23 protein-coding genes are annotated in these 24,439 nt (G+C 54.8%); 20 read left to right on the top strand and 3 right to left on the bottom strand.

Translation table 11 applies throughout. The annotated features are described in order from the left end of the window. The first annotated feature begins 95 nt into the window (after window positions 1–95). The 15 genes from QU660_RS07605 to QU660_RS07535 all read left to right on the top strand — a co-directional run bounded on the left by QU660_RS07605 (window position 96) and on the right by QU660_RS07535 (window position 18,221). On the top strand, window positions 96–1,079 hold the full coding sequence (locus QU660_RS07605) for an NAD-dependent epimerase/dehydratase family protein (RefSeq protein ID WP_304945930.1): 984 nt from the start codon (window positions 96–98) through the stop codon (window positions 1,077–1,079). Beyond that, on the top strand, window positions 1,076–1,879 hold the full coding sequence (locus QU660_RS07600) for an MBL fold metallo-hydrolase (protein ID WP_304945929.1): 804 nt from the start codon (window positions 1,076–1,078) through the stop codon (window positions 1,877–1,879). Before QU660_RS07605 ends, QU660_RS07600 begins: the two co-directional genes overlap by 4 nt. After that, a complete protein-coding gene (locus tag QU660_RS07595) occupies window positions 1,876–3,168 on the top strand; it encodes a F390 synthetase-related protein (RefSeq protein WP_304945928.1) in 1,293 nt (430 codons plus the stop codon). Before QU660_RS07600 ends, QU660_RS07595 begins: the two co-directional genes overlap by 4 nt. A gap of 306 nt (window positions 3,169–3,474) precedes the next feature. Next, window positions 3,475–4,407, top strand: a complete 933-nt coding sequence (locus tag QU660_RS07590; RefSeq protein ID WP_304945927.1) for a 3-oxoacyl-[acyl-carrier-protein] synthase III C-terminal domain-containing protein — start codon at window positions 3,475–3,477, stop codon at window positions 4,405–4,407. A 22-nt stretch (window positions 4,408–4,429) separates the two neighbouring features. Continuing rightward, a complete protein-coding gene (locus QU660_RS07585; RefSeq protein ID WP_304945926.1) occupies window positions 4,430–5,593 on the top strand; it encodes a hypothetical protein in 1,164 nt (387 codons plus the stop codon). Window positions 5,594–6,003: 410 nt separating this feature from the next. Further along, window positions 6,004–7,707 carry a M3 family oligoendopeptidase gene (locus QU660_RS07580; protein WP_304945925.1) on the top strand — a complete coding sequence of 568 codons (1,704 nt, stop codon included), beginning with the start codon at window positions 6,004–6,006 and terminating at the stop codon, window positions 7,705–7,707. After that, window positions 7,707–8,237: a hypothetical protein gene (locus QU660_RS07575; RefSeq protein WP_304945924.1), complete on the top strand. Its 531-nt coding sequence runs from the start codon at window positions 7,707–7,709 to the stop codon at window positions 8,235–8,237. The genes QU660_RS07580 and QU660_RS07575 overlap by 1 nt, the downstream gene beginning before the upstream one ends. Before the next feature lie 151 nt (window positions 8,238–8,388). Continuing rightward, a complete protein-coding gene (locus QU660_RS07570; RefSeq protein WP_304945923.1) occupies window positions 8,389–10,698 on the top strand; it encodes an ABC transporter substrate-binding protein in 2,310 nt (769 codons plus the stop codon). A 138-nt stretch (window positions 10,699–10,836) separates the two neighbouring features. Then, entirely contained in the window at window positions 10,837–11,823 is a 987-nt protein-coding gene (locus tag QU660_RS07565; protein ID WP_304945922.1) for an ABC transporter permease, read from the top strand. Between the two features lie 16 nt (window positions 11,824–11,839). After that, window positions 11,840–13,399, top strand: coding sequence for an ABC transporter permease (locus QU660_RS07560; protein WP_304945921.1), 1,560 nt, complete (start codon window positions 11,840–11,842; stop codon window positions 13,397–13,399). A 21-nt stretch (window positions 13,400–13,420) separates the two neighbouring features. Then, window positions 13,421–14,575: an ABC transporter ATP-binding protein gene (locus QU660_RS07555; protein WP_304945920.1), complete on the top strand. Its 1,155-nt coding sequence runs from the start codon at window positions 13,421–13,423 to the stop codon at window positions 14,573–14,575. A gap of 54 nt (window positions 14,576–14,629) precedes the next feature. Continuing rightward, complete coding sequence (locus QU660_RS07550; protein WP_304945919.1) at window positions 14,630–15,649, top strand: ABC transporter ATP-binding protein; 1,020 nt, start codon at window positions 14,630–14,632, stop codon at window positions 15,647–15,649. A 176-nt stretch (window positions 15,650–15,825) separates the two neighbouring features. Continuing rightward, entirely contained in the window at window positions 15,826–17,127 is a 1,302-nt protein-coding gene (locus QU660_RS07545; RefSeq protein ID WP_304945918.1) for a Na+/H+ antiporter NhaC family protein, read from the top strand. Between the two features lie 104 nt (window positions 17,128–17,231). Next, window positions 17,232–17,480 (top strand): hypothetical protein, encoded by a 249-nt coding sequence (locus QU660_RS07540; protein WP_304945917.1) that lies wholly within the window; start codon window positions 17,232–17,234, stop codon window positions 17,478–17,480. Window positions 17,481–17,675: 195 nt separating this feature from the next. Beyond that, window positions 17,676–18,221, top strand: a complete 546-nt coding sequence (locus QU660_RS07535; protein ID WP_304945916.1) for a hypothetical protein — start codon at window positions 17,676–17,678, stop codon at window positions 18,219–18,221. Window positions 18,222–18,257: 36 nt separating this feature from the next. Here QU660_RS07535 and QU660_RS07530 read toward each other — a convergent pair whose 3' ends face one another. After that, entirely contained in the window at window positions 18,258–19,088 is an 831-nt protein-coding gene (locus QU660_RS07530) for an endo alpha-1,4 polygalactosaminidase (protein WP_304945915.1), read from the bottom strand. 197 nt (window positions 19,089–19,285) lie between these two features. After that, the gene (locus tag QU660_RS07525; RefSeq protein ID WP_304945914.1) at window positions 19,286–20,281 is read right to left on the bottom strand and encodes an FUSC family protein; all 996 of its coding nucleotides are present in this window, start codon (window positions 20,279–20,281) and stop codon (window positions 19,286–19,288) included. A gap of 337 nt (window positions 20,282–20,618) precedes the next feature. On the opposite strand from QU660_RS07525, the gene QU660_RS07520 reads away from it, so the two are divergent. The 5 genes from QU660_RS07520 (at window position 20,619) to QU660_RS07500 (ending at window position 23,421) form a co-directional block, all read left to right on the top strand. Further along, complete coding sequence (locus tag QU660_RS07520) at window positions 20,619–21,143, top strand: hypothetical protein (RefSeq protein ID WP_304945913.1); 525 nt, start codon at window positions 20,619–20,621, stop codon at window positions 21,141–21,143. After that, window positions 21,140–21,334, top strand: coding sequence for a helix-turn-helix transcriptional regulator (locus QU660_RS07515; RefSeq protein WP_304945912.1), 195 nt, complete (start codon window positions 21,140–21,142; stop codon window positions 21,332–21,334). The genes QU660_RS07520 and QU660_RS07515 overlap by 4 nt, the downstream gene beginning before the upstream one ends. A 9-nt stretch (window positions 21,335–21,343) precedes the next feature. Beyond that, window positions 21,344–22,270, top strand: coding sequence for a CPBP family intramembrane glutamic endopeptidase (locus tag QU660_RS07510; protein ID WP_304945911.1), 927 nt, complete (start codon window positions 21,344–21,346; stop codon window positions 22,268–22,270). A gap of 153 nt (window positions 22,271–22,423) precedes the next feature. Beyond that, window positions 22,424–22,846 (top strand): GNAT family N-acetyltransferase, encoded by a 423-nt coding sequence (locus QU660_RS07505; protein WP_304945910.1) that lies wholly within the window; start codon window positions 22,424–22,426, stop codon window positions 22,844–22,846. Window positions 22,847–22,893: 47 nt separating this feature from the next. Continuing rightward, a complete protein-coding gene (locus tag QU660_RS07500) occupies window positions 22,894–23,421 on the top strand; it encodes a nitroreductase family protein (RefSeq protein ID WP_304945909.1) in 528 nt (175 codons plus the stop codon). Window positions 23,422–23,424: 3 nt separating this feature from the next. Here the strand turns inward: QU660_RS07500 and QU660_RS07495 are convergent, their stop codons facing one another. After that, window positions 23,425–24,324 carry a LysR family transcriptional regulator gene (locus tag QU660_RS07495; protein ID WP_304945908.1) on the bottom strand — a complete coding sequence of 300 codons (900 nt, stop codon included), beginning with the start codon at window positions 24,322–24,324 and terminating at the stop codon, window positions 23,425–23,427. Window positions 24,325–24,439 lie beyond the last annotated feature (115 nt).

Raw genomic sequence — 24,439 nt, 5'->3', positions numbered from 1 at the left:
AGTTTGGTTTGATTTTGTAGGCGTAGTTGCTTTGCCCCGGCTGCGCGCGGTTGCAGCCGGGGCTTTGTATTTCCGAGAAAGTGTATGGGAGGAAGATGAGCAGAGTATTGGTAACCGGCGCATACGGTTTTCTGGGACGCTATGTGGTGCGGGAGCTGCTTGCGCACGGCTATGAAGTGGTCGCTTTCGGGCGCAAGCGGGATAAACTCGAAGCGCTGCGCGCGGACAGTGCGGAAGCCGCAGAGCTCTTTGTCGGGGACTTTTGCCGGCAGGAGGACATCACGGCGGCGACAAAGGGCGTGGACTTTGTGATTCACGCGGGGGCGCTCTCTACGGTCTGGGGCAAGCGCTCCGACTTCATGGAGACCAATGTGCGCGGCACGCAGCGGGTGGTGCGCGCCTGCAAACAAAATAAAGTGAAGCGCTTGGTCTTTGTCTCATCGCCGAGCATCTACGCGGGAAAGTGCGACCGCCTGAACATACGGGAGGAGGACTACGATGCCTCAAATCGTCTGAACTACTATATCGAGAGCAAGATTTTGGCGGAAAAAGTACTGCGGGAGCAGCGGAGCGTTCCTTGCGTAATCCTACGCCCGCGGGGTCTCTTCGGCATCGGGGACAGCAGCATCATCCCGCGGCTCATCAAAGCAAATCGGCGGAGCGGCATTCCGCTCTTTCGGGGCGGACATAATCTCGTGGACATCACCTGCGTGGAAAATGCAGCGCTCGCCCTGCGGCTTGCCATTGAGAGCGAGGCTGCGGTAGGGCAGGTCTATAACATCACGAACGGAGAGCCGCAAGAATTTCGGACAATTCTGGAGGAGCTCTTTCGGGCGCTCGGCGAAACGCCGCGGTATCTGCGCCTGCCACTCGGCCTTCTCTACGGCGTCGCGACTTTGTCGGAGCGGGTTTACCGCCTGTTCCGCCCGGACGGGGAGCCGCCGTTTACGCGTTACACGATATGTACGCTCGGCTACAGTCAGACCTTAAACATCGAGAAAGCGGAGCGAGAACTCGGCTACAGGCCTATTGTCAGCCTGCGCGCGGGGATTCGGAAGTATGCGAAGGGGGAGCGATGACAGCATTCAAGTCCGTTGAGAGTATCCGTTACTATGCCTGCGGGTACTGCACCAATGATTTGCACACGGTGTTTCGGGGATATCCGCATGAAAAGCGGCAGTTTCCGGCGGGAGTCTTTTTAATCCGACACGCGAAAGAGGGCTATATCCTTTTTGACACCGGCTATAGCAGCGAAATCTCTACCTTAGGGTTTCAGGGGAGGCTCTACCATCTGTTGAATCCGACTGTTGTGCGCCCGGCGGATGAGATTCGGAATCAGCTCATGGCGGACGGGATTCAGCCGGAGGAGATACGCTATCTCTTTCTGTCGCACCTGCATCCGGACCACATCGGCTGCGTGAAGCACTTCAAGTCGGCTCGGATCGTGCTGAGCCGGGACGCCTTTTTGCGCTACCGCCGCAACCGGCTCGGAGACCTGATTTTTCAAAGGCTCTTGCCGCCCTGGTTTGCGGCGCACTGCACGGTGCTTCGGCGGGAGCAGCTTCGGGAAGAGAAAAACGCGTATTTTTCTTACTGTGATTTTTTCCGGGACGGGAGCCTGCTCTTAACGCAGATGGACGGGCACGCGCGGGGACAGCTCTGCTGTCTGATAGAAAATAAAATCTTTCTCGGGGCGGATGCAAGCTGGGGCAATGAATTTGTCGGAAAATCGGATGAACTCCGCTTTCTTGCGCGGCTTGTGCAGTACGATATGCGCGCCTATCGGGAAAATGATCGCATTCTGTCGCGCATGCGCTCGGACGGCATACGGCTATGCTTTAGCCATGACCGCGGAACCGAGGAGGTCGTCAAGGGATGAGAGAGCGTTTGGCGGTTGTTTGGTACTTCATTCGGGCGCGCTACTTACAGCGTTTCCGCACGAGAAAGGCGCTGCGGCGCTATCAGAAACGGCGTGTGCTCGGGCAACTCGCTTATTTGAAAAAGCACTCCCCGTATTTTAAAGGGATTTCCGTTCATAGCTTCGCAGACTTTAAGAAACTGCCCCTGATGAACAAGCAGTTCATGATGGAGCATTTCAATGCGCTGAACTGTGTCGGCATAGACCGGGATGAGGCGCTTTCCCTTGCAATCGACAGCGAAAAGCAGCGTGAATTCTCGGAGAAGCTCGGCGGTATCTCCGTGGGGCTGTCCTCGGGAACCAGCGGCGCGCGGGGGCTCTTTTTGGTGAGCGACAGGGAACGGGCGCTCTGGGCGGGAACGGTGCTCGCCAAGTTTTTGCCGAAAGGCAGACTTTTCGGCCATCGTATCGCCTTCTTTCTCCGCGCGGACAATAATCTCTATGAGACCATAGATTCCAAGCTGATACGGTTTCGCTACTTTGACCTTCTGAAAGACATGACGGAGAATCTTTCGGAACTCGCGGCCTACCGCCCGAGCTTGCTGGTCGCACCGCCGTCGGTCTTACTCGACATCGCACGGGCCATAGAGCGCGGAGCACTCAGAATCAATCCCGAAAAAGTGATCTCGGTCGCGGAGGTGCTGCGCGCGGAGGATGCCGCCTACCTAAAGGCGCAATTCGGGCTTCAAGTCATCCACCAGGCCTATCAGTGCACGGAGGGCTTCCTCGGCTATGTCTGCGAATGCGGGAATTTTCACTTAAACGAGGAACTGGTGTTAATCGAACGGGAGTATCTGGACGAAAGACGATTTGTGCCCATCGTCACGGACTTTACGCGGCAGTCGCAGCCCATCGTCCGCTACCGCCTGAATGACATTCTGGTCGAGAAAAGGGGGCATTGCCCCTGCGGGAATCCCGCAAGTCTGATTCAATACATCGAAGGGCGAGAGGATGATATCTTTTACTTTGCGGGCATCCATCGAAACGAGGTGGCCGTTTTTCCGGACTTCATAAGCCGCTGCGTGATTTATGCGGAAGGAGTAAAGAACTATAAGGTTGTGCAGGACGGCAGAGCCCATGTGACTGTCTATCTGGAGCGGAAAAGTTCCGATACCTCAGCGCAAATTCGGCGGGAGTTTGCGCGCCTCGCGGAAAAGATGAAGTTTCACTGCCCGGAAATCGCGTTCGCGCCCTATGTTCCGGAGCCGCGGCGCAAGATGAAGCGCGTGGAGCGAAAGTTCGGAGGCTGAGAGAGGATACGCCGCAGATGAGGGAAGCATTCTGCGAGAGGAATTTTGTCGCAGCCGTAAGTCAGTGTTACGCCCGGCAAACGTTGTTTTCCGGGATGCAAGATATGGGAAAACGACAAAGGGTCTGCCTGTTTGATATGTGTACGGTTTTGACCAAGATGCTGTCTGTGAAAGCGTCGAAGCGAATCCAAAAGTGAAGGGGAAATACAGACAGTGAAATAAAATAAGTTACAGGCGAGCAAACGGCGGAATGAGAATTGTGTCAAGAGACGGAAGAGTAGGGCTTAGAAAGGAGTACAGGCGGATATGAGGAAAATCCGAATTGCGGGCTACGGGAAGTATGCGCCGGAGAACACGATGGAATTTCACGGGGAGTGCCGCTACCGCGCAAACGGCAGCGAGACGCAACTCGATATGGCGGTCAAGGCAGCCAAGCGGGCGCTTGCGAGCGCGAAGATGCAAATCGAGGAGATGGACTGCATTGTCTCTGCGAGCGCGGTCATGATGCAGCCCATTCCCTGCAATGCGGCGTTGATTCACGAGCAGCTCGCAAAGGGCAGCAATATTCCGGCAATGGACATTAACTCTACCTGTACGAGCTTTGTGACGGCACTCGATACGATGTCTTACTTAATCGACGCGGGGCGTTACCGGAATGTCCTGATTGTTTCTAGCGACATTGCCTCCGAGGGCTTGAATGACAGACAAGCGGAGAGCTATGAACTTTTCTCGGACGGCGCCGCGGCCTTTGTCATAAGCCGCACGGAAAACGAGAAGCAAGGTGTCGCGGACAGCATCATCCGCACCTATTCGGAGGGGGCGCACGCCACCGAGATTCGCGGCGGCGGAACCTTGCATTCCGCCATGAAATACCGGCCCGAGGACAGGGCGGATTACTGCTTTGACATGAAGGGAAAGAGTATCTTAAGTCTCAGTGCCAAAAAGCTCCCGGAACTCTTCCGGGAGTTTGAGGCGCAGAGCGGCATCAGCTTTGCGGAGGTCGATATGATTGTGCCGCACCAGGCAAGCAAAGCACTGCCCTTTATCATGGACCGCCTCGGCATCCCGGCGGAAAAGTATGTAAATCGAGTCAGTCAATACGGCAACATGGTCTCGGCTTCGATTCCCTATGTGCTCTGTGCGCTCCTTGAGGAGGGCAGGCTTAAGGAGGGAAATCGTGTGCTTCTCTGCGGGACGGCGGCGGGACTCACTTGTAACCTGCTGCTGTTACAGCTCTGAGGCAGGGGAAATGCAAAGCGCAATGAGAGGCAAACGAGTGGTCTTTTTTTCGACCCCGGCTAAGGGGCATATCAATGCGGTCTATCCGTTGCTGCGGACGCTCGCACACGCGGGCGTCCGGGTGGACTGGTATTGCACGGAAGAATATCGGGAACCGGTTGAACGTTGCGGCGCCGCATGGCATCCCTACCGGGTCGATTTTTCGCGCTATCGCTTGGAGAAGCTGACCGCGGATTTTTATCGGCTATACCGGGGGCTTTTAAAGCTGAACCGCGTCTGCTATTACGACTATATGCGAGAAGTCGAGGCGAATCCGCCGGATCTGATTCTCTATGATTCCATGTGCTCGTTTGCAAAGAACATTGCAAAAAAGCTCGACCTTCCTTCGGTCTGTCTCTGTACGACCCTCGCCTACAATCTGCCGACTTTGATCTTTTCGAATCTCTTTTGGCCCTCACTGAAGCTGACGGTAAAGCATGCGCCGGAACTTCTGCGACTTACGCTTAAGGAGCAGTACTTTCGGCGGCGGGAGGGGCTGCCGGGCTTTTCTCCCTTGGATCTCTTTGTGAACCGCGGGGACAAGACCCTGGTGTTTTCGCCCCCGGAATTTCAACCCTTTGCGCAAAGCTTCCCGCCCTCCTTTGATTTTGTGGGAACCACCATACGGGATCGGATTGAAGCCGATAGCAGCATAGAGAACTGCGATATCTACCTCTCGCTCGGCAGTATTTTTGCGGCGCGCACAGGCGAACTGGAGAGGATTCTGGAGACTCCGCTGTTCCGGGGGAAAAAGGTGATTGTGAGCGCGGGATATGCCGCAGCAGACTTACAAAAACGCCTCGGGCATGAGCGGCTTACCTTTGTGCGCGGCACGAATCAGCTTGCCCTGCTTCCGAAGACCGGCCTCTTTGTGAATCACGGGGGCTTAAACAGTGTCTATGAGAGTCTCTACTTCGGCGTATTTCAGATCTGTATCCCGCAGCAGGAAGAACAGCGGCTCACCGCGCGTTTGGTGGAGAAAAAGAAACTCGGACTCTGCTGCCCGCGGCCGCGCGGATGGAGCGAGGCGGAACTAAGTCGGGCAGAGTTAAAATGCCGCCCGCAGATAGAGTACTATCGGCACATTTTAAGGTCCTATGACGGGACTGCGAGGGCGCTCCGCTGTATTCAAGAGCTCCTGCGATGATGCGCAAACGATTGAGAAAATCTCTGAGAATTACTTTGAGAAAAGAGCCTTTTTCATTTCCTCCGCGGAGATGGAGCGGGCTCTTTTTGGTTTCTCCAAGCTCGACACGAGACAAAGTTGGAAAAACAGAAGAAAACGCGACAGTGAAAGGCGTAGAAGATAGTATTTTTCTTATAGAGCTCGGCGGAATGCGAACATAGGTTTTGGGAGGCAAAACCTGTAATTCAACCACTATGTACAAAAAACAGAGGAGAGAATTGTGCAATATTACGAAGTGTATACAGAAAAGCTCATTTAGAACAGTGATTATATACGACTAACTCAGCGAAATCATTGCCAGTGTGTTGAAAATGAGTTATTATCTCTGTAGTACTTGTTTCGTATGTGTACCCAGTTCAGGGAGGATGAAAATGAAGTTCAAAGAGATGCAATACGAGCGAATTTCGGTGGAGAGCATCGCCGAAGAAGAAAAGAAGCTTATAAAGGCATTGAAAGAGGCAAAGAGCTTTGCCGAGGCAGAGGCGGCTTTCCTCGAGGAAGACAAGCTGTCGGGACATATCTCAACCATGTCGGCACTTGCTTCGATTCGCCATTCGATCGACACAACAGACAAGTTTTACGATGACGAACAAAACTACTGGAACAATGCGTTCCCGCAGATTCAGGCGTACAGCCAGGAATGGACGCAGGCCCTGCTTGCTTCCCCCTTCCGCAAGGAGTTCGAGGAGAAGTACGGCAGCATCATCTTTGTCAACGCGGAGATGGAGCTGAAGACCTTCTCGCCGGAGATTATCCCGCTCTTACAGCAGGAGAACGAACTGGTCACCGCCTATGAGAAGCTGCTTGCAAGCGCAGAGATTCCGTTCGAGGGAGAGTACTACACCATTTCGCAGATGTCGCTCTTTAAGAATGACCCGGACGATGCGAGACGCCTCGCTGCCTGGAAGGCCGAGGGGCAGTGGTATAAGGACAATCAGGAAGAGCTGGACCGCATTTACGATCAGCTCGTAAAGCTCAGAGACGAGATGGGCAAAAAGCTCGGCTACGAGAACTTCCTGCCGCTCGGTTACTACCGCATGCAGAGAAACTCCTACGACAAGAACGATGTTGAGAAGTTCCGCGCAGCGGTACAGAAGTATGTGGTGCCGGTGGCGGTCAAGGTCTACGAGAGACAGGCAAAGCGCCTCGGCAAGACCTATCCGATGAGCTATGCGGACAACGCGATGGAGTTCCGCTCCGGAAACCCGAAGCCACAGGGCACGCCGGATGACATTGTCGCGGTGGCAAAGAAGTTCTACGAGTGGCGCTCCCCCGAGACAGCCGAGTTCTTCAACCACATGATTGAAGATGAACTCATGGATCTGCTCTCCACGAAGGGCAAGCAGGGCGGCGGCTACTGTGCGGGTCTTCGCGATTATAAGACACCGTTTATCTTTGCAAACTTTAACGGCACCCAGCACGACGTCGAAGTCGTGACCCACGAGGCCGGACATGCTTTTGCGGATTATACGAACCGCAACCGCGTGCCGATCGGAACCTGCGGGCCGAGCCTTGAGGCCTGCGAGGTGCACTCCATGTCGATGGAGTATTTCGCGGAGGCGTTCGCGGATCAGTTCTTCGGACCGGACGGAAACAAGTTCAAATACTCTCACCTGAGCGGGAGTCTCTGCTTCATTCCCTACGGAACCATGGTGGATCATTTCCAGCACATCGTTTACGAGAACCCGCAGCTCACACCGGCGGAGAGACACGCAAAGTGGAAGGAGCTCCTTGCCATTTACCAGCCGTGGATGAAGCTGGACGGCGAGATTCCCTTCTATGCGGAGGGACAGAGTTGGCAGAGACAGCACCACATCTATTCGATGCCGTTCTACTACATTGATTACTGCCTCGCGCAGACGGTCGCACTGCAGTTCTGGAACCGGATTCAGAAAGACCAGAACGACGCGTGGAAGCACTACATGGCATACACCGTGCAGGGCGGAAGCGTGGTGTTTACGGAGCTCTTAAAGAACGCAGGTCTCGACAGTCCGTTTGAGGGAGACTGCCTGAAGGAAGTCTGCGAGACCGCGGCGAAGTATCTGGATAACTTCGACCTGACGGGAATCGAATAATGGGAATGTTCCGAAGCCCCTATGACCGAAACGGGGTGCTCTCGGAGGAGGCCATGCAAGACAGGGCAAAGTGCTACCGGGATATACGGCCGGAGTCGCTTGCCGGACGGGAGAACCGCATACTGGGGATGATGTATCCCCTGCTACTCCCGTTTACACTGCTTCCGGGTTTCTTGCCGCGAGTTGCGGTGGCGCGAACGGCGCTTCTCATCATACCGTATGCGCTGGAAGTGGTCTCGATTCTGCTGACCGGCATTACCCTGGTCGACTTCCTGCGAAAAAGTCGGGGAGCGGTCAACGGTTACGTCTATAAAAATACCTTTATGGGATTGCAGGTTCGAACGGCGCTCTCGGGTATTTTCGGCATCTTGTTCGGCTTGTCACAGCTGGTTTGGATGCTGCGACACCGCGCGGAATTGCAGGCGACGGAAGCGGGAGTTCTGCTGACACAGCTTTGTTTTCTTGCGGTACTGCTGTTCTTCTGGCGAAAGCTCGGCCTGATTATAAGTAATTGGCACTTGTCGACCTGAATGGAATCGCGTATAATAATTCATGTTATTGGATTTTTACTAAATCTTGGTAACACGCGGGACGGCCCTGTAGAGGGCAGGGACATCCCGTTGCAAAGGAGCCGCGCACATGGGTGTGCGGCAGCCCAAACAAACGAAGGAGGAAAAGGGTATGAAAAAGACAAGACGGATCGTTGCCTCCCTTTTGGCAGCGACCATGGCAGTTTCGCTTCTGGCAAGCTGTTCTTCGAAGAAGGACACCGGTGCTTCGGACGGAACCAAGACATCAGGTGAGGCGGGCGCAGGGGATGCGACCGGAAGCCTCGTCTATGCGGGCGGTGAGTTCACCACGAAGTTCTCGGCATTCTTCTCGGAAGTTGTTCCGGATACTGACGTGGTTTCACAGTGCTCGGCAGCCCTCCTGACGCAGGATAGAAACGGTGCAATGGTCTTAAAGGGCATTGAGGGAGAGACCCGCGAGTACAACGGAAAGCAGTATACCTATAAGGGTATCTCCGATCTCGTTGTCACGGAAAACAGCGACGGCACGGTCTACTACGATTTCACCCTGAAGGACGGCCTTAAGTTTGAGGACGGCGAGCCGCTCACGGTTGATGATGTCATCTTCTCCATGTATGTCCTCTCGGATCCGACCTACGACGGTGCTTCTACCTTCTTCGCACTTCCGATCGAGGGAATGGAGGCTTACAGAAGCGGTGTGGACACCCTCTTTAACCTGATGGTAAAGGCAGGCGAGAACAACACCGACTTCTCCAAGTGGACCGAGGATCAGCAGAAGAAGTTCTGGGCTTCCTACAACAAGGCCGCAGAGGCATTTGTGAAGGAAATCGTGGACTCCAACATTGCAAACGGCTCCAACAAGGAGGGCGACTCGATTGCGGCTGTCGCGGCAAATTACGGCTATCCGGATCTCAAGGCGGATGCGACCGCAATGGATTTCTTCAACGCGATGCTTGCACACTACGACGGTAGCGTGAAGGATATGTCCTCCAAGGAGAGCGCGGGAACCCAGTTCTTTGAGCTCATGGACGATTACAACGAGTTCGCGGTCGGTGTCGAGACCGGAACTTCCGCGCCGAACATCACGGGTATCCAGAAGACCGGCGACAACACGCTCCGCGTGGTTGCAACCAAGGTCGATGCGCAGATGATTTATCAGCTCGCAGTTACGGTTTGCCCGCTTCACTACTACGGTGATAAGGCGCAGTACGACTACGCAAACAACAAGTTCGGTTTCCCGAAGGGCGACCTCAGTCTGGTTCGCGCAAAGACCACGAAGCCGGTCGGCGCAGGCCCGTACATGTTTGAGAAGTATGAGAACGGTGTTGTCACGCTGAAGGCAAACCCGAACTACTTCCTCGGCGAGCCGAAGATCAAGAACCTTCGCATGGCTTACATCAACCAGTCCGACTATATCAACTCGATCATCGCGGGCACGGCAGACGTTGCGAACCCGTCCTACACGAACGAGATTGCGGATGCGATTAAGAAGGCAAACAGCAACGGCGAAGTTTCCGGCGATAAGATTTACACGGTTGCGGTCGATGCAGCGGGCTACGGCTATGTCGGCATCAACTCCCACAACGTGTCGGTCAACAAAGAGCCGGGCAGCGACGCTTCGAAGAACCTGCGCCGTGCATTCGCGACCATCTTCTCGGTGTACCGCGATCTTGCTGTCAGCACCTACTACGGCGACAGAGCAAGTGTCATCAACTATCCGATTTCCAACACCTCTTGGGCAGCGCCGCAGCCGACCGACGAAGGCTATGAGATTGCATTCTCGAGAGACGTAAACGGCGATCCGATTTACACCTCCGGCATGACGGACGAAGAGAAGTACGCGGCGGCTAAGAAGGCAGCGCTCGGCTTCTTCGAGGCGGCAGGCTACAAGGTTGAGAACGGCAAGATTGTCTCCGCTCCGGAAGGTGCGAAGATGGAGTATGTCGTTATGGTCCCGGGCGGCGGCACCGGCGATCACCCGTCCTTCATGCTTATGACCGAGTCCCAGAAGGCACTTGCGGATATCGGTATGAAACTCACGATCAACGACCTCACCAATGTCGCGGATATGTGGAACAAGCTTGAGGCAGGTCAGGCCGAGATTTGGTGCGCTGCATGGCAGTCCACGCCGGATCCGGATATGTACCAGATTTACTACTCCGACGTCGCAAACGGCGGCAAGCAGCCCGGCGGCTCCAATGATCGCTATCAGATCGAGGACGCAGATCTTGACAGCATGATCATGACCGCAAGAGAGTCCACCGACCAGGAGTACAGAAAGACACTCTACAAGGCTTGCCTTGACAAGATTGTCGACTGGTCCTGCGAGGTTCCGATTTATCAGAGACAGGATGTCACGACCTTCTCGGCTGAGCGGATTAACATTGATACGATTACGCCGGATATCTCCACCTACTACAAGTGGTACGGCGAGATCGAGAACATGCAGCTGAAGCAGTAAAATCTTACGGAAATCCGTAAATGTAGTTTTCGGGACATGGCCGCATCCCCCGGGTAACCCGAGGGATGCGGTTTTCCCGATATATAGCAGCTGTCGCGGCTTGCGGCAGTCTGCCCACTAGAGAAGAGCGGGTTTTTTATGAAAAAATATATTATCAAGCGACTTCTGTGGTCTGTGGTGATTTTGGGCATCGTCGCTTTTCTGCTCTATGTGTTGATGCGGTCGCTTCCGACTTCCTACCTTGAGCAGATTGCAAGACAGAAATCGCAGCAGCCCGGATCCAGAACTTTTGAAGAGTGGATGCAGCAACTTTCTGCAACCTACGGTATGGACAAGGGCATTATCCCGGGCTTTGTTGCCTGGCTTTCGAAGGCGGTCCGCTTGGATTTCGGCGACAGCTGGAAGTACACGATTCCGGTCACGCAGAAGTTTGTCCAGGTTGTCAGCATTTCGTTCTGGATCAGTCTCATTGTCATGATACTCGAAGTGGTAATCTCGATTCCGCTCGGCATCATCGCAGCGACGAAGCAGTATTCCATGGCCGACAACGTGATTTCCGTCGTTGCACTGGCGGGTATTTCGCTTCCCACTTTCTTTTTGGCTTCGCTGTTAAAGCTGATTTTTGCGGTCAATCTGAAGTGGTTTGACTTAAACGGTTTGGTCAGCAGAAACCATGACTTCCTCTCGCCGGCAGGGCAGAGATGGGATATCGCCATGCACTTGGTGCTGCCCATTATGACCCTGACCATTGCGAGCGTCGGTGCTTACATGCGTTTTATCCGCACCAACATGCTGGAGGTCCTGAATTCCGACTACATCCGCACCGCAAGAGCGAAGGGCCTCTCCGAGCGTCGCGTCGTGTTCCACCACGCGTTCCGGAACACTCTGATTACGCTCGTGACCATCTGGGGTTCGTCTCTGCCGGCGCTGTTTTCGGGCGCCATGATTACGGAGCAGCTGTTCTCGATTCCGGGTATCGGCTACACCTCCTACCAGGCCATGGTATCGGGCGACATTCCGTTCTCGATGTTCTACCTGGTATTCATCGCAATTTTGACACTGATCGGTAACCTGTTGACAGATATCCTGTACGCTGTGGTTGACCCGCGCGTGCGCATCGCGTAAGAGAGGAGGATCCGGTATGTCTGAAAACGAGAAGAAGCTGGACCAAAATCAGGATCAGCAGAAAACGACCTACTCCCTGAATGATGATCGCCGCGTGAAGACCCTGTCGCCCGGTGCCATGGTTACCAAGCGTTTCTTCCGGAATCGCATTGCCGTCATCGGTATGATCATCCTGATCGGAATGTTCCTTTTCTCCTTTGTCGGCGGTGCCATTTCGCCCTACGGCGAGTCGCAGCTCTTTTATCGCACGGACAGTCAGGTCCAGAAGTACGCCGGCGTTAAGGTGAATACGGAACTTCGCTACCAGCAGGTTGAGAAGAATGCTTTCCCCTCGCTCGCGCAGGCGCAGTTCGTGCTCGCAAAGGGCAAGGGTGAGACGAGCTTTGCCGCAGGCGGTGTGCAGTACAGCTACGAAGTGGCGGGCAAGGATTTCTATATCATTTCGAAGGCGGGCGAGGCTGAGCCCATTGCCTTTGCCTCCCTCACCACCGTGAGTTCCGCAAACGGCGCCGAGAGCCTTCCCTTTGCGGAGCAGCTTGCCATCCTGAAGGCTGTTACCAATGAGGAGACTTCCTTCACCTTCGGCAACGATACCTACGAGGTCGATGCGGAAGGTACGGTTACGAAGGACGGCAAGGACTATGCTTACGCGAGCCGCTACATCATCAACGCGATTATGAGCGATGTCAGCTTCTCCAAGCAGTTTAAGGAAGAGCTGATTGAAACCATCGAAGCGGGCAAGAAGGAATTCAACTTCAAGGATGCGGACGGCACAGAGGCGAGCTACACGCTCGAATACGATGCGCCCTCGAAGGCATACAACATCATGCAGGTCAAAGAACAGCGCGTCTATGACACCTACTCTTCGCCCTCTAAGGCACATCCGCTCGGAACCGATAAGAACGGCATGGATATGCTGACCCGACTCATGTACGGCGGCCGCGTTTCGCTCTACATCGGCTTCATCGTCGTGATCATCGAGACGGTCATCGGCATGATTATGGGCGGTGTCTCCGGCTACTTCGGCGGCTGGGTTGATATGCTCATCATGCGTATCGTGGATATTTTCTACTGCATCCCGAGCATTCCGATTTACATCATCATCGGTGCTGCGATGGACGCACTGCGCATCGACCCGAAGATTCGAATGGTCTATCTCATGCTGATTCTGGGCTTCTTCGGCTGGCCTTCCATCACCAGACTGGTTCGCGGACAGATTCTAACCCTCCGCGAGCAGGAGTTCATGACAGCGGCTGAGGCAACCGGCATTAAGCCCATCAACCGCATTTTCCGTCACCTGCTTCCGAACGTCATTCCGCAGCTCATCGTCACCTGCACCATGAGCCTTGGCGGCGTCATTTTGACCGAGGCAACCCTGTCCTTCCTGGGACTGGGCGTTAAGTTCCCGTTCGCATCTTGGGGAAATATCATCAACGATGTCAACAACACCTATGTGCTCAGCAACTATCTGTTCATTTGGATCCCGGCGGGCTTCTGCCTGCTCCTCACCGTTCTCGCCTTTAACCTGGTGGGAGACGGCCTGAGAGATGCCTTTGACCCGAAGATGAAGCGCTGATCGCGAACGAAAGGAAATAAGATGGCAAGAGATGATGGCTATCTGTCCGCGCGGGAATCGCGGCGGATATCGAAGGAAAACAGAAAGATTACAGCAAAGCTCGAGAAGGCGAGAACCCGCCGCAATGTACCCGAGAGCGAGTACATGACCGAGATGAAGAACCCGGCAAATGCCGTGGAGTTCGAAAATCTCCACACCTTCTTCTTCACGGATGCGGGAACCGTTAAGAGCGTTGACTCCGTGAGCTTTGAAGTACCGCTCGGCAAGACGGTAGGCGTCGTGGGTGAGTCGGGTTGCGGCAAGTCCGTGACCAGCCTTTCGCTCATGCAGCTGTTGCAGCGTCCCCAGGGTCAGGTGGTGGAGGGCTCCATCCGTCTGAACACCGGAGACAAGGTCTATGAGATCACAAAGACCCCGGAGCATGTCATGCAGCATCTCCGCGGCAACTTTATGTCCATGATTTTCCAGGAGCCCATGACCTCCTTAAATCCGGTCTTCCGCATCGGAGACCAGATGGACGAGGTGACCACGCTCCACAAGAAGAGCGAGTACCCGACCAAGGAAGCGGTCAAAGGTCGCACCATTGAGCTCCTCAAGATGGTCGGTATCGCAAACAGCGAGGGCATTTATAACATGTACCCGCACGAGCTCTCCGGCGGTATGCGGCAGCGTGTCATGATCGCAATGGCACTGGCTTGTTCGCCGAAGCTCATCATTGCCGATGAGCCGACCACCGCACTGGACGTGACGATTCAGGCCCAGATTTTGGACTTGCTCCGCGGCCTGAAGGACAAGATCAATTCGTCCATCATGCTGATTACCCATGACCTCGGTGTCATTGCGGAGATGGCGGACTATGTCGTGGTCATGTACTCCGGCCGCGTGGTGGAAGCGGGAACGGCGAAGGAGATTTTTGCGAGCCCAGCGCATCCCTATACCATAGGCCTCATGGCTTCGAAGCCGGTGGTCGGTAAACACCAGGACAAGCTCTACTCCATCCCCGGCAAGGTGCCGAACCCGATCAACATGCCCAACTATTGCTATTTCCGCGATCGCTGCGACAAGTGCGAGGGATGTTGCGACGGCGCATATCCCGGCGAGGTATGGCTTTCCGAGACGCATCGCGTCAGCTGCTATCTCTATGACGAGGCGCATCGAGGCGCGAAGCAGAACTGAGTGTGCGTAGGAATTTCTGAGACTAAGTAGGCTTGCGAAGGAAATGAGGCAATGATGGATAATATCGAAACGAAGGGATTAACGCCCATCGTGCACAACGAAGAGAATATCCTGGAAGTCAACGGCCTGAAGAAATACTTCCCGATTAAGGGCGGATTTTTTAACAGCGTGGTGGGCCAGGTAAAGGCACTGGACGGCATCTCCTTTCATATCAAACGCGGAACCACCATGGGACTGGTGGGAGAGTCCGGTTGCGGAAAGACCACAGCCGGCAGAACCATACTCCGCTTAAACGGCGGAAAGACTGCGGGAGAGGTACTGTTCAACGGAAAAGAGGTCTACGATATTCCGAAGAACGAACTGAACGACCTGCGCGTGAAGATGCAGATCATCTTCCAGGATCCGTTCTCCTCCCTCTCCCCGCGACTGCCGGTCGGCGAAATCATCGGTGAGGCGGTCCGTGAGCACAATCTGGTGCCGCGGGGCGAGTACCATGACTACATCGATCAGGTCATGGACAACTGCGGTTTGCAGCCCTTCCACAAAGACCGCTACCCGCACGAGTTCTCGGGCGGTCAGCGTCAGAGAATTTGTATCGCAAGAGCGCTTGCATTGAATCCGGAGTTTGTGGTTTGCGACGAGCCTGTCTCGGCACTCGACGTGTCGGTGCAGGCGCAGATTATCAACCTCCTCGAGGATTTGCAGGAGAAGTACAAGTTGAGCTATCTCTTCATCTCCCACGACCTCTCGGTGGTCGAGCACATCTCGGACACGGTGGGTGTCATGTACCTGGGAAATATTGTTGAGTTCGGCACGACGGAAGAGCTGTTTGCGAACCCGCTTCACCCCTACACAAAGGCCTTGTTCTCCGCGATTCCGATCCCGGATCCGGATGCCAAGATGAAACGTATCATCCTGGAGGGCAGCATTCCCTCGCCGGCAAATCCCCCGGCAGGATGCAAATTCCACACCCGCTGCGCGCAGTGCATGGAGAAGTGTAAGACCCAGGCGCCGGAGCGGAAGGATATGGGCAACGGGCACTATGTCTGCTGCCACCTCTATGATGACAAGTAATAAGCTTCTATGCAGGGTTGAGGCTTAGCAGGGAAACATTCGGCTGCCGTCTATGCAGAATTGTATAGACGGCAGCCTTTTTTGAAAACAAAAACGGACTGCCGGTCTGCGCCGGGTTTCGAGGTGCACCGACAGCCTCTTTGCGAGACGACACAGGCATTGGGGAGGAAAGGTATATGGCCTGGTTGACACTGGGACTGTTTGCGGCGGGCTTGCTGTTATGCCTGTTCTGCAAGCTATCCGTTCTGTATGCACTGAGTTTCGGCCTGCTGCTGTTTTCGGTTTACGCGCGCCGCAGCGGGTTTTCATGGACAGAGATTTTACGCATGGCGCTTCGGGGCGTTTGGAAGATACGCGGCATTCTGATCACTTTCGTTCTGATTGGTACGATGACCGCGCTCTGGCGGGCGGCGGGAACGCTCCCGGTGGTGGTCTGCTATGCGGCGGGGTTCATTCGCCCCTCGGTCTTTTTACTGATGACCTTTCTTCTGAACTGCGCGGTCTCAGTGCTAACGGGCTCTGCCTTTGCGACTTCGGCGACCATGGGCGTTATCTGCGCCGCGATGGGCAGGACCGCGGGCATCAGCATGCAGTTGACCGGCGCGGCGGTATTGTCCGGTGCCTATTTCGGAGACCGCTGTTCCCCGGTTGCGACCAGTGCGCTCTTGGTTGCGGAACTGACCCACACGAATATCTTTGACAACATTAAAAACATGCTGCGAACCGCCTTGGTTCCTTTTTTGCTCGCCTGTGCGGTTTATGCAGGACTCGGGCTCCACGCGGTGCCGAGCGGAGAGCTTCTCAACCTGCGGGCGCTCTTTGCCCGGGAACTGCGTCTCCATTGGCTCGCGATACTTCCGGTTGTTGTGATTATGTTGCTTTCCCTGCGGCGGGTGGACGCAAAGACCGCCATGGCGGCGAGTATCTTGACCGCCGTCCCGCTGGCTGTCTTTCTGCAAAAGTTCGCGCCCGCGGACTTACTGCGAATTTCTCTCTTCGGCTATCGCGCATCGGATCCCGAAGCAGCAGCCATGCTGAACGGCGGCGGCATTGCGGCCTTTGTCAAAATCACGGGCATTGTGAGTCTCTCGGCCTCGTACGCGGAGCTCTTTCAGAAGACAGACTTACTGGTCGGGGTCAAGGCTTTGGTGGAGCGCTTCGCGAGAAGAACAAGCCCCTATGCGGCTATACTCGGGACGTCGGCGCTCTCTGCGATGCTGGCCTGCAACCAGACCCTCACAGTTATGTTGACGAAGCAGCTCTGCGAGGAGGTAGAACCGGAAAGCTCGAGACTTGCGCTCGGGCTTGAGGACAGCGCGGTCATCGTTGCGGCGCTGATTCCCTGGTCTGTCGCGGCGGCGGGGCCGCTGGCCTCCATCGGCGCGCCGGGAACTGCGGTCCTACTTGCCTGCTATCTCTACCTCCTGCCCCTCTGGCGTTTGATGACGGCAAAGCAGAGGTTCATCGGTTTTGCTTAAACTGCGGGCGAAGCGAAACTTGAAAAAAGCGCAGAGAGGCGCTATGCTTTAAGGACTTTACCGAGACAGAGCAGAAGCAGATCGAAGCTGGGCTTTCGACCGCAGTGATCGGTGACAAAGGGGCTGCCGCAAAGATTTTGGCGTTGGTACCGGAGGCGTGGATTAAGAAGATTCCGTTTTTTGTGCGGAAGCACGCGACCACCAAGACCATAGAGCGGATTGCAAGCGAGTATCCGGAGCTCTACGCCGTTGCCAAGCGGCCGGGAGAAGTGCCCGAGGCGGAGAGAGAGGCGCTTCGCAGCATCATCACGGGCATTTTTGAGGAGAGAATGAAGAAGCATAAGATTCAGTGAGGAGAAACACGACCCATTGCAAGACAGAGCCGAAGGGGTGCATTGCCCGAGGTGGAGAGAGGTGCTTCGCAGCATCATCACGGGCATCTTTGAGGAGAGAAGGAAGAAGCATAAGATACGGTGACGGGAAACACGACCCATCGCAAGACAGAGCCGAAGTTAGGGAAAGGACGGACCATGCCACCACTGAAAATCATGAAGACTGTATCCGCCGTAAGTTTCATCGCACTGGCAGCCGCACTTGCGCTGTATTATCTGACCGACATTCACATCTTTAAGGTGCTTGCAATCAGCTTTGGGACTGTGTTTTACCACTTCTATGTGCGCCTCATTGTCGGCATTTACATTGACAAGGTCAAGCAGAACCGCGCGGACATCACGCGCCCCTGGTATCGGATACGCCCTTGGGAGACACGTTTTTACAAGCGCATCGGTGTCAAAAACTGGAAGGACAAGATGCCGACCTCCTTTCCGGAGTACTATGATTTGAGGAAGCACAACCCGGAAGAACTCGCACAGGTAACCTGCCAGTCGGAAATCATTCATGAGATTAATGTGCTGATCAGTGCGGGTGCGTTGCTCGGTGCTATCCCCTTCGGCATGTTTCCGGCCTTCTTCCTGAGTTCCCTCGCGGCAGGCTGCTTTGACATGATTTTTGTCGTGATGCAGCGCTTTAACCGGAGCCGCTTATTGCCTTTGATTGAGAGACAGCGCGCCGCGGAAGCGCGAAACAAGCCGTGAGAGTTTGTGTGCGATACGATAAGAAAAAGGAGCTGCTTAGCGCAGCTCCTTTTCGTTTGCGAGGTAGGCGACAAAGCCGTTCTTCTCACTGTAGTCTTGTATTTCCGCCGCAAGCTTTGCAGAGGGGCGGTATTCGAGGAGATAGACCTTGAGTCCCGCCTCTTTGGCGCGCGCCAGATAGTTAAGGTAATAGCTGCGAGTCTCGGCATCCTGCGCGGTATAGCGGTTTTTCGCAAAGTCGATTTTCGTAAAGACGCTCTCCTGGTTCACGCCGTCAAAGAGCGTCTGAGCAGTGCCGTTTTCCATGCAGGTGCTCACAAAGACATCGCCGCCGTTTATGATACAGGGCTTTTGATAGCGGCTTAGGCCGCGGAGCATGGTCGTGAGCCCGTTAAAGATATCTTCGCGCGGGTAGATGGCGTAGACATCGCAGTTGTCGAGGAAGAAGCCGTCCAGCCCGAGGGCAGCGTACGCGCCGCCGAGTTCATCGACCACAAATGACTGCCAAGCGAGGGAAGAGACATCCACCCAGTGCTCCTCGGGCCAGTTTTCGTAGGGCGCAAGGGTGAGATTTGCAAAGCGTTCGTAATAAGAGCGGAAGTTCTCCAGAGAGCCTAAGTTTAAGTAGCCATAGACGCTTTTTCCTTCGGCCTGCAGGGCTTTGATTTGTTCCGTGGAAAAGAGGCTCGGCTCAATTACGACCGTGCGGTAGGGGCGAAGGCGTTTTAGGTCCGCTGTCCCGAGCCCGATGAATACGCCGTAAGGCTTCGAATTCGCGGCGGCTTCGGGGCGAAATAAGCGCAGGCAGAGTAGGCAGAGCAAAAGGAGCGAAAGCGGAAGCAGAAAAAAGCGAAGCGGTTTTCGCATGGCGTGACCTCCGTTCAAAAGGGGAAAGACTGTGTTGCGAGATTTATGATACCACGAATCGGGCGACGGGATAGGGAAGCTTGCGAATGCTTCTCCGGAAGCGCTGCGACGGAGAAAAGGCAGGGAATCAACGAAAAAATAAAAAAGCAGCATCCGCAGGTGCGGATGCTGCTTTTTTATGCCGACGAGGCTTTGTTTTATTCGTCATCCTCGCTGTCCGTGTCATCGTCGGAGGAGACATAGACCACGGACTCATGCGCCTCCGGCCCAATCGGGTAGGAGACGGTGAGAAGCTGCTGGTGCTTTAAGAGACCGATCAGGGTCGGAATCGCACCGATCAGGGTTGCGAGGTAGTAGAGCCCCAGATTGCGGTAGTAGACCGGAAGCAGTTCGTTTGCCTTGACCACTTCATTGACAACCGGGAACGCATCGAAGACATTCGCCTCGTAGGCACGTGCAATCGTGATGGCCCAGTCGAGCTGGTTGCCGAAATAGACCATGACAGCCATAACAAGAAGACTGCAGACAAGACCGACAAAGTCAAACTTGCCGGAGAGCAGCTCATAACCCTTTGCGACGCAGACGCCCATGACCAAGCCTGCCCAGACCGAGACATAGCCGAGCTGCCCGATGATTACCATTGCAAGGACGCCGACCAAGCTTCCGAGCAGAGCGCCCACAATACCCGCAATCGGATTGCCGCGCTTTGCTGCCTTCTCGTCGAAGGAGGACTGGGCACGATTGCGTTCCGTGTTGTACTCATCCTGGGTCAGGAAGCGAAGAGTACCGCCCACGTAGTAGCAGCTGCTCTCGTCCGGGCGGCCGCTCAGCTCGCTACAGTCGCGAAGACTGTTTGCCCTGAGAAATTCGGTGAGCACAGCGGCAGCGGCAGCGCTCCGCTCAAGCTTTCCGTTGTCGGTCATAGCGTTCGGGATGGCATAGGTCGCGCGGTAGCCCTGAACAGAAGGGTTGGAGAGAACTTTCTTGTTCTCCTTGTGTGCCTGCTTTAAAATCTCCTTCTCCGGCATTTGGCCTGTGCCGTTCGAAACCGAGACGACAATTTGGCGCAGATTGTTCTGCATGATGAATGCGATGTGGTAACCGTTGTAGAAGCCTGCGACGATGCCGCTCTCGCGGTCGTAGTTGAGGCCAAGCTCAGTGGCGAGCTTCTGATTGACGCTGATGACAGACATGGGAGCTCCTCTCCGATCGTTTATTCTAAAAAGCTTCCGAAACAGTATAGGGGGTATTTCGAAAGAAAACAAGGCTGAATACGGAAAAACAAAAGGTAATATATAATTGACAAGTGTTCAAAAGGGCCTTATCCCCGGAACTTGAAATATAAATGACCTTACATCGTGATTCTTCGGAAGGATCGAGGCCGAGCTACGTGGTGAGCTTTTGCTGCCCTATAAACTTTTGATGGCAAAAAGTAATATATACTTGATACAAATAAAATGTGGTGCTATCCTGAGTATGTAATATATAGACGACATTGTGTCGCTTATATTTTGAGAGGAGGACAGGGAAATGAGTTATTATTATGTCGGGATGCTTTGCGGTATGCTTGGGGTAGGCGTGCTGCCCTATTTTCTGAAGTGCAAGCGGAATCGGGAAGGGGCTGTGGTCTACGATGAGCGCCAGCTGATTGCGCGCGGCCAAGGCTTTCAGTATGCCTATATGACCCTGATTGCGCTGCTCATGCTCTATGCGGGCTTTGAGGAGCAGACGGAGCGCTTTGTGTCGCCGGGGGTCATCCCGATTGCGATTTTGCTGTTATCGGGGCTGGTGCTCTTTGGCTATTGCCTCTTTCACGACGCCTATTGGAGCTTCCGCGGGGAGAAAAAGGAAAAGCGCGTGCTGATCTTCTGGCTTGTCATGGCTTTGCTTTCGCTTCTGCAGAGCCGCAATCAAATACTGGACGGCGGGCTCAGAACCAACGGACGTTATTCGGCGCCTGCCCTGCTCCCGCTGTTGCTCGGCATCTTCTTTTTGGGTATGCTTTTATTGCAGTGTATCAAGTACGTGATGAACCGCCGGGAGGAGGAGCAATGAAAAATCTTCGCCTGAAAGCCGCGCGCGCGGCAAAAGATTTATCGCAGCAGGAACTCGCGGATCTGGTCGGTGTGAGCCGTCAGACCGTCAACGCAATCGAGAAGGGGGATTATAACCCGACCATACGGCTTTGTCTCGCGATTTGTCACGCGCTGGATAAGACCCTCGACGAACTGTTCTGGGAGGAATAAAGTAATTTGATGGGAAAAGGGAAAAAAGTAAATAGTCGACTGCCGGAGGAAGAGAGGGCAGAGCTTGCGGGCGGAGCTCGGTTCCTGCCCGGGGATGTACAGCACAGCCGTTTGGAAACACAGCCCGTGCTAAGCTGCTGCCTCATATTTTTGCTCTTACTTTCGGTGCACAGCGCGGAAGCGCTCCTCATACGCACGGACGAGACCGTATTCGGCGAGAACTTTATCAATAAGCTCTTCGGTATTTTGGTCTTGTCTCTCGCGCTGCGATATTTGCATTGGTCGTGGGAAAAAATCGGCTTTGCAAAGCGCGGTGTCCTGAGAAACATGGGGCGCGGTTTTTTGCTGGCCGGCCTTTCCTTCCTGCTTGCCTACGGCGCGGAATTCCTTATTTTGCGGGGGCAGGGGCAGCATCCCAGGCTTGATATCTTTATCACAGCGTTCTCGCTGACAGGTGAGAGCGCGGTACAGCGGGGAGCAGCGCTGATCGCGCTCTGTGTGTTCTTTAACCTCATCAATGTAATCATGGAAGAGGGATGCTTTCGCGGTTTGTTTTTAAACCTTGCGGAAGAAAGGCACTCCGCGCGCTTTGCGCTTTTGTTTCAGGCGCTGCTCTTTGGACTCTGGCATCTGGTCACCCCGCTTCGGAATTTGCTGGACGGGGATATCACTGTCGCAAGTTTTGTTGCGCTGAGCGTGGGTTACATCATCCTCGCAGGGCTCATGGGCATCAAATGGGGGCTCCTTTCCCGCATGACCGGGAGTCTCTACGCGGGCATGGCGGATCACTTCTTTAACAACTGCATCGCGACCAACTTGCTCCATGTGTGCACGGTAAGCGGTGTGGATGAGTGGCTCTTGCTCCGTGTGCTCACGGCGCAGCTTTTCTCCTTTACGCTGGTTCTGCTTCTGTGGAGGAAGCATCGGAACAAATAAGAGCGGAACAATTTTATAACAGCATTTAGCTGGGGCGCTGCGATATCGCAGCGTCCTTTCCCGTGTTATACTGTGAGCAGTAGCCCTATGTTTTGAGCTGTCTTTCTGTGAATGAGGATTCAAACAGAGGGCCTGTGGCCGGAGGAGGTACATATGCTGACATATCGGGAATTCGGGGCGGAATGCTTGACGGAGCTGCAAGAAATCTACGTGGCCTGCGGCTGGACAAGCTATCTGGGAGATGAGGAGAAGTTACGGAGGGCACTCGGGCGTTCTCTCTTTTTGCTCGGCGCTTTTGAAGACGGCGCTTTGGTCGGCTTTGTGCGCTGCGTCGGCGACGGGGAGCATATACTCTATGTGCAGGACTTGATTGTAAGGCCTGCGCAGCAGAGAAAGGGCATAGGGCGGGAACTCATGCGGCGCACTTCGGAGAGATTTTCCCATGTGCGGCAGTTTCTCCTGATTACGGACGCGGAAGATGCGGTCTCGAATGCTTTTTACCGCGCCATCGGACTTAAGACCACGCTCGGGGGCTATCCCTGTACCGCATATTTTCGGGATTTGCCCGAGGCGTGAAGGCCAAAGAAAAAAGCGGCACGAAGGCCGCAGTGAGAGGAGTCAATATGAATGAAGTAATCAAGGCCATGTTGGAGCGCCGCAGCATACGGAAGTTTAAGAAAGAGCTCCCGAAGCGGGAGGACATCGAAACGATACTGGAGACAGGCCTCTATGCGGCAAACGGCAAGGGGCGTCAGGCGACGCTTACCGTAGCGATTACCAATCCCGCGCTTCGCGCGCGTTTTGTCGAGGCGAATCGAAAGATCGGCGGCTGGGCGGAGGGCTTCGATCCCTTCTACGGCGCGCCTGTCATCCTCCTGGTGCTCGCCGAAAAAGACTGGGGCAATGCGGTCTATGACGGCAGCCTCGTGATGGGCAACCTCATGCTCGCGGCACATGCCCTCGGTCTCGGCAGCATCTGGATTAACCGCGCGAGGGAAGAGTTTGAACAGCCGGAATTCATTGCGCTCCTCAAGGAACTCGGCGTTTCGGGCAAGTGGATTGGGATCGGACACTGCGCCGTCGGCTATATCGAGGGCGAGCTTCCGAAGGCAGCGCCGCGGAAACCCGGGCGGGTGCTCTGGGTCGAGTGAGACTCAGCGCGCAAACTGCTTGAGGAAATCAATGTAGGCGAGGGTCAAATCCCCGGCCGGGCGCTCCTTCGGGAGGACATAGCCGATTTCCATATAGTCATCGACCGCGAGCGGACGTGCGACGATGTTCTCGCCGTTTAACTCGGTGTTGATGATGCCGGAGCAAATGGTATAGCCGTTCATGCCGATCAAGAGATTAAAGAGGGTCGCGCGGTCGCAGACCACGATATCCTTTTCGGACTCGGCGGCACTTTGAATTTCCTCGGAAAAATAAAAGGAATTGTGCTGCCCCTGCTCATAGGAGAGGCGGGGGTAGGCGCGGAGGTCTTCCATGGAGACCTCCTTTTTTTGTGTGAGCGGATGATGGGTTCCGAGGAAGACATGCGGCTTCACGCGGCAGAGCGGCGTAAAGAGGAGCTTCATCTCCTGGAAACTCCGCTGCAGCACGGCCTCGTTGAATTGATTTCGGTAGAGCACGCCGATTTCCGAGCGGAGCTTTGATACATCTTCTAAGATGCGGTAGGTCTCGGTCTCCCGCATGTGGAACTCGTACTGCGAGCCGCCGTAGGTGTTTAAGAGGGCTACAAAGGCCTCGACCGCAAAGGAGTAGTGCTGGGAGGAAACGCAGAAGTGACGCCGCCCGCGCGCCTCTCCGGTATAGCGCTGTTCCACGAGGGAGACCTGATCCAGAATTTGGCGCGCGTAGGCCAGAAATTCCTCGCCCGCGGTAGTCAGGGTGAGCCCCTTCCGAGAGCGCAAAAAGAGGGTGATGCCCAGTTCCTGCTCAAGTTCGCGGAGCGCGGCGGTCAGAGAGGGCTGGGTCACAAAGAGAACCTCGGCTGCGGCGGTCAGGGAGCCGCGCTTGGCAATGACATCAACGTAACGAAGCTGGCGTAGCGTCATGGTGATACCTCATTTAATAAAATGAAACTATGGATTTTCAGATATTATAAATATTTTTCAAGGGGACGGCAAGTGCTTAGAATAAAGCGCATCAGAGTTACGCAAGGAGGATTCA

Origin of the sequence: Stomatobaculum sp. F0698, assembly GCF_030644385.1 — a bacterium.
In the GTDB taxonomy this organism is placed as follows: Bacteria; Bacillota; Clostridia; order Lachnospirales; family Lachnospiraceae; genus Moryella.
The sequence above is the reverse complement of the archived record's forward strand: the minus strand, read 5'-3'. Positions and strand labels throughout refer to the sequence as shown.

Excerpts from the sequence above, each read along its gene's own strand:
- QU660_RS07495 (WP_304945908.1), bottom strand. The coding sequence starts at position 24,324 with ATGACGCTACGCCAGCTTCGTTACGTTGATGTCATTGCCAAGCGCGGC.
- QU660_RS07590 (WP_304945927.1), top strand. The coding sequence starts at position 3,475 with ATGAGGAAAATCCGAATTGCGGGCTACGGGAAGTATGCGCCGGAGAAC.
- QU660_RS07500 (WP_304945909.1), top strand. The coding sequence starts at position 22,894 with ATGAATGAAGTAATCAAGGCCATGTTGGAGCGCCGCAGCATACGGAAG.
- QU660_RS07545 (WP_304945918.1), top strand. The coding sequence starts at position 15,826 with ATGGCCTGGTTGACACTGGGACTGTTTGCGGCGGGCTTGCTGTTATGC.
- QU660_RS07510 (WP_304945911.1), top strand. The coding sequence starts at position 21,344 with ATGGGAAAAGGGAAAAAAGTAAATAGTCGACTGCCGGAGGAAGAGAGG.
- QU660_RS07600 (WP_304945929.1), top strand. The coding sequence starts at position 1,076 with ATGACAGCATTCAAGTCCGTTGAGAGTATCCGTTACTATGCCTGCGGG.
- QU660_RS07595 (WP_304945928.1), top strand. The coding sequence starts at position 1,876 with ATGAGAGAGCGTTTGGCGGTTGTTTGGTACTTCATTCGGGCGCGCTAC.
- QU660_RS07525 (WP_304945914.1), bottom strand. The coding sequence starts at position 20,281 with ATGTCTGTCATCAGCGTCAATCAGAAGCTCGCCACTGAGCTTGGCCTC.
- QU660_RS07535 (WP_304945916.1), top strand. The coding sequence starts at position 17,676 with ATGAAGACTGTATCCGCCGTAAGTTTCATCGCACTGGCAGCCGCACTT.
- QU660_RS07530 (WP_304945915.1), bottom strand. The coding sequence starts at position 19,088 with ATGCGAAAACCGCTTCGCTTTTTTCTGCTTCCGCTTTCGCTCCTTTTG.
- QU660_RS07580 (WP_304945925.1), top strand. The coding sequence starts at position 6,004 with ATGAAGTTCAAAGAGATGCAATACGAGCGAATTTCGGTGGAGAGCATC.
- QU660_RS07555 (WP_304945920.1), top strand. The coding sequence starts at position 13,421 with ATGGCAAGAGATGATGGCTATCTGTCCGCGCGGGAATCGCGGCGGATA.
- QU660_RS07560 (WP_304945921.1), top strand. The coding sequence starts at position 11,840 with ATGTCTGAAAACGAGAAGAAGCTGGACCAAAATCAGGATCAGCAGAAA.
- QU660_RS07550 (WP_304945919.1), top strand. The coding sequence starts at position 14,630 with ATGGATAATATCGAAACGAAGGGATTAACGCCCATCGTGCACAACGAA.
- QU660_RS07565 (WP_304945922.1), top strand. The coding sequence starts at position 10,837 with ATGAAAAAATATATTATCAAGCGACTTCTGTGGTCTGTGGTGATTTTG.
- QU660_RS07520 (WP_304945913.1), top strand. The coding sequence starts at position 20,619 with ATGAGTTATTATTATGTCGGGATGCTTTGCGGTATGCTTGGGGTAGGC.
- QU660_RS07585 (WP_304945926.1), top strand. The coding sequence starts at position 4,430 with ATGAGAGGCAAACGAGTGGTCTTTTTTTCGACCCCGGCTAAGGGGCAT.
- QU660_RS07515 (WP_304945912.1), top strand. The coding sequence starts at position 21,140 with ATGAAAAATCTTCGCCTGAAAGCCGCGCGCGCGGCAAAAGATTTATCG.
- QU660_RS07605 (WP_304945930.1), top strand. The coding sequence starts at position 96 with ATGAGCAGAGTATTGGTAACCGGCGCATACGGTTTTCTGGGACGCTAT.
- QU660_RS07575 (WP_304945924.1), top strand. The coding sequence starts at position 7,707 with ATGGGAATGTTCCGAAGCCCCTATGACCGAAACGGGGTGCTCTCGGAG.
- QU660_RS07505 (WP_304945910.1), top strand. The coding sequence starts at position 22,424 with ATGCTGACATATCGGGAATTCGGGGCGGAATGCTTGACGGAGCTGCAA.
- QU660_RS07570 (WP_304945923.1), top strand. The coding sequence starts at position 8,389 with ATGAAAAAGACAAGACGGATCGTTGCCTCCCTTTTGGCAGCGACCATG.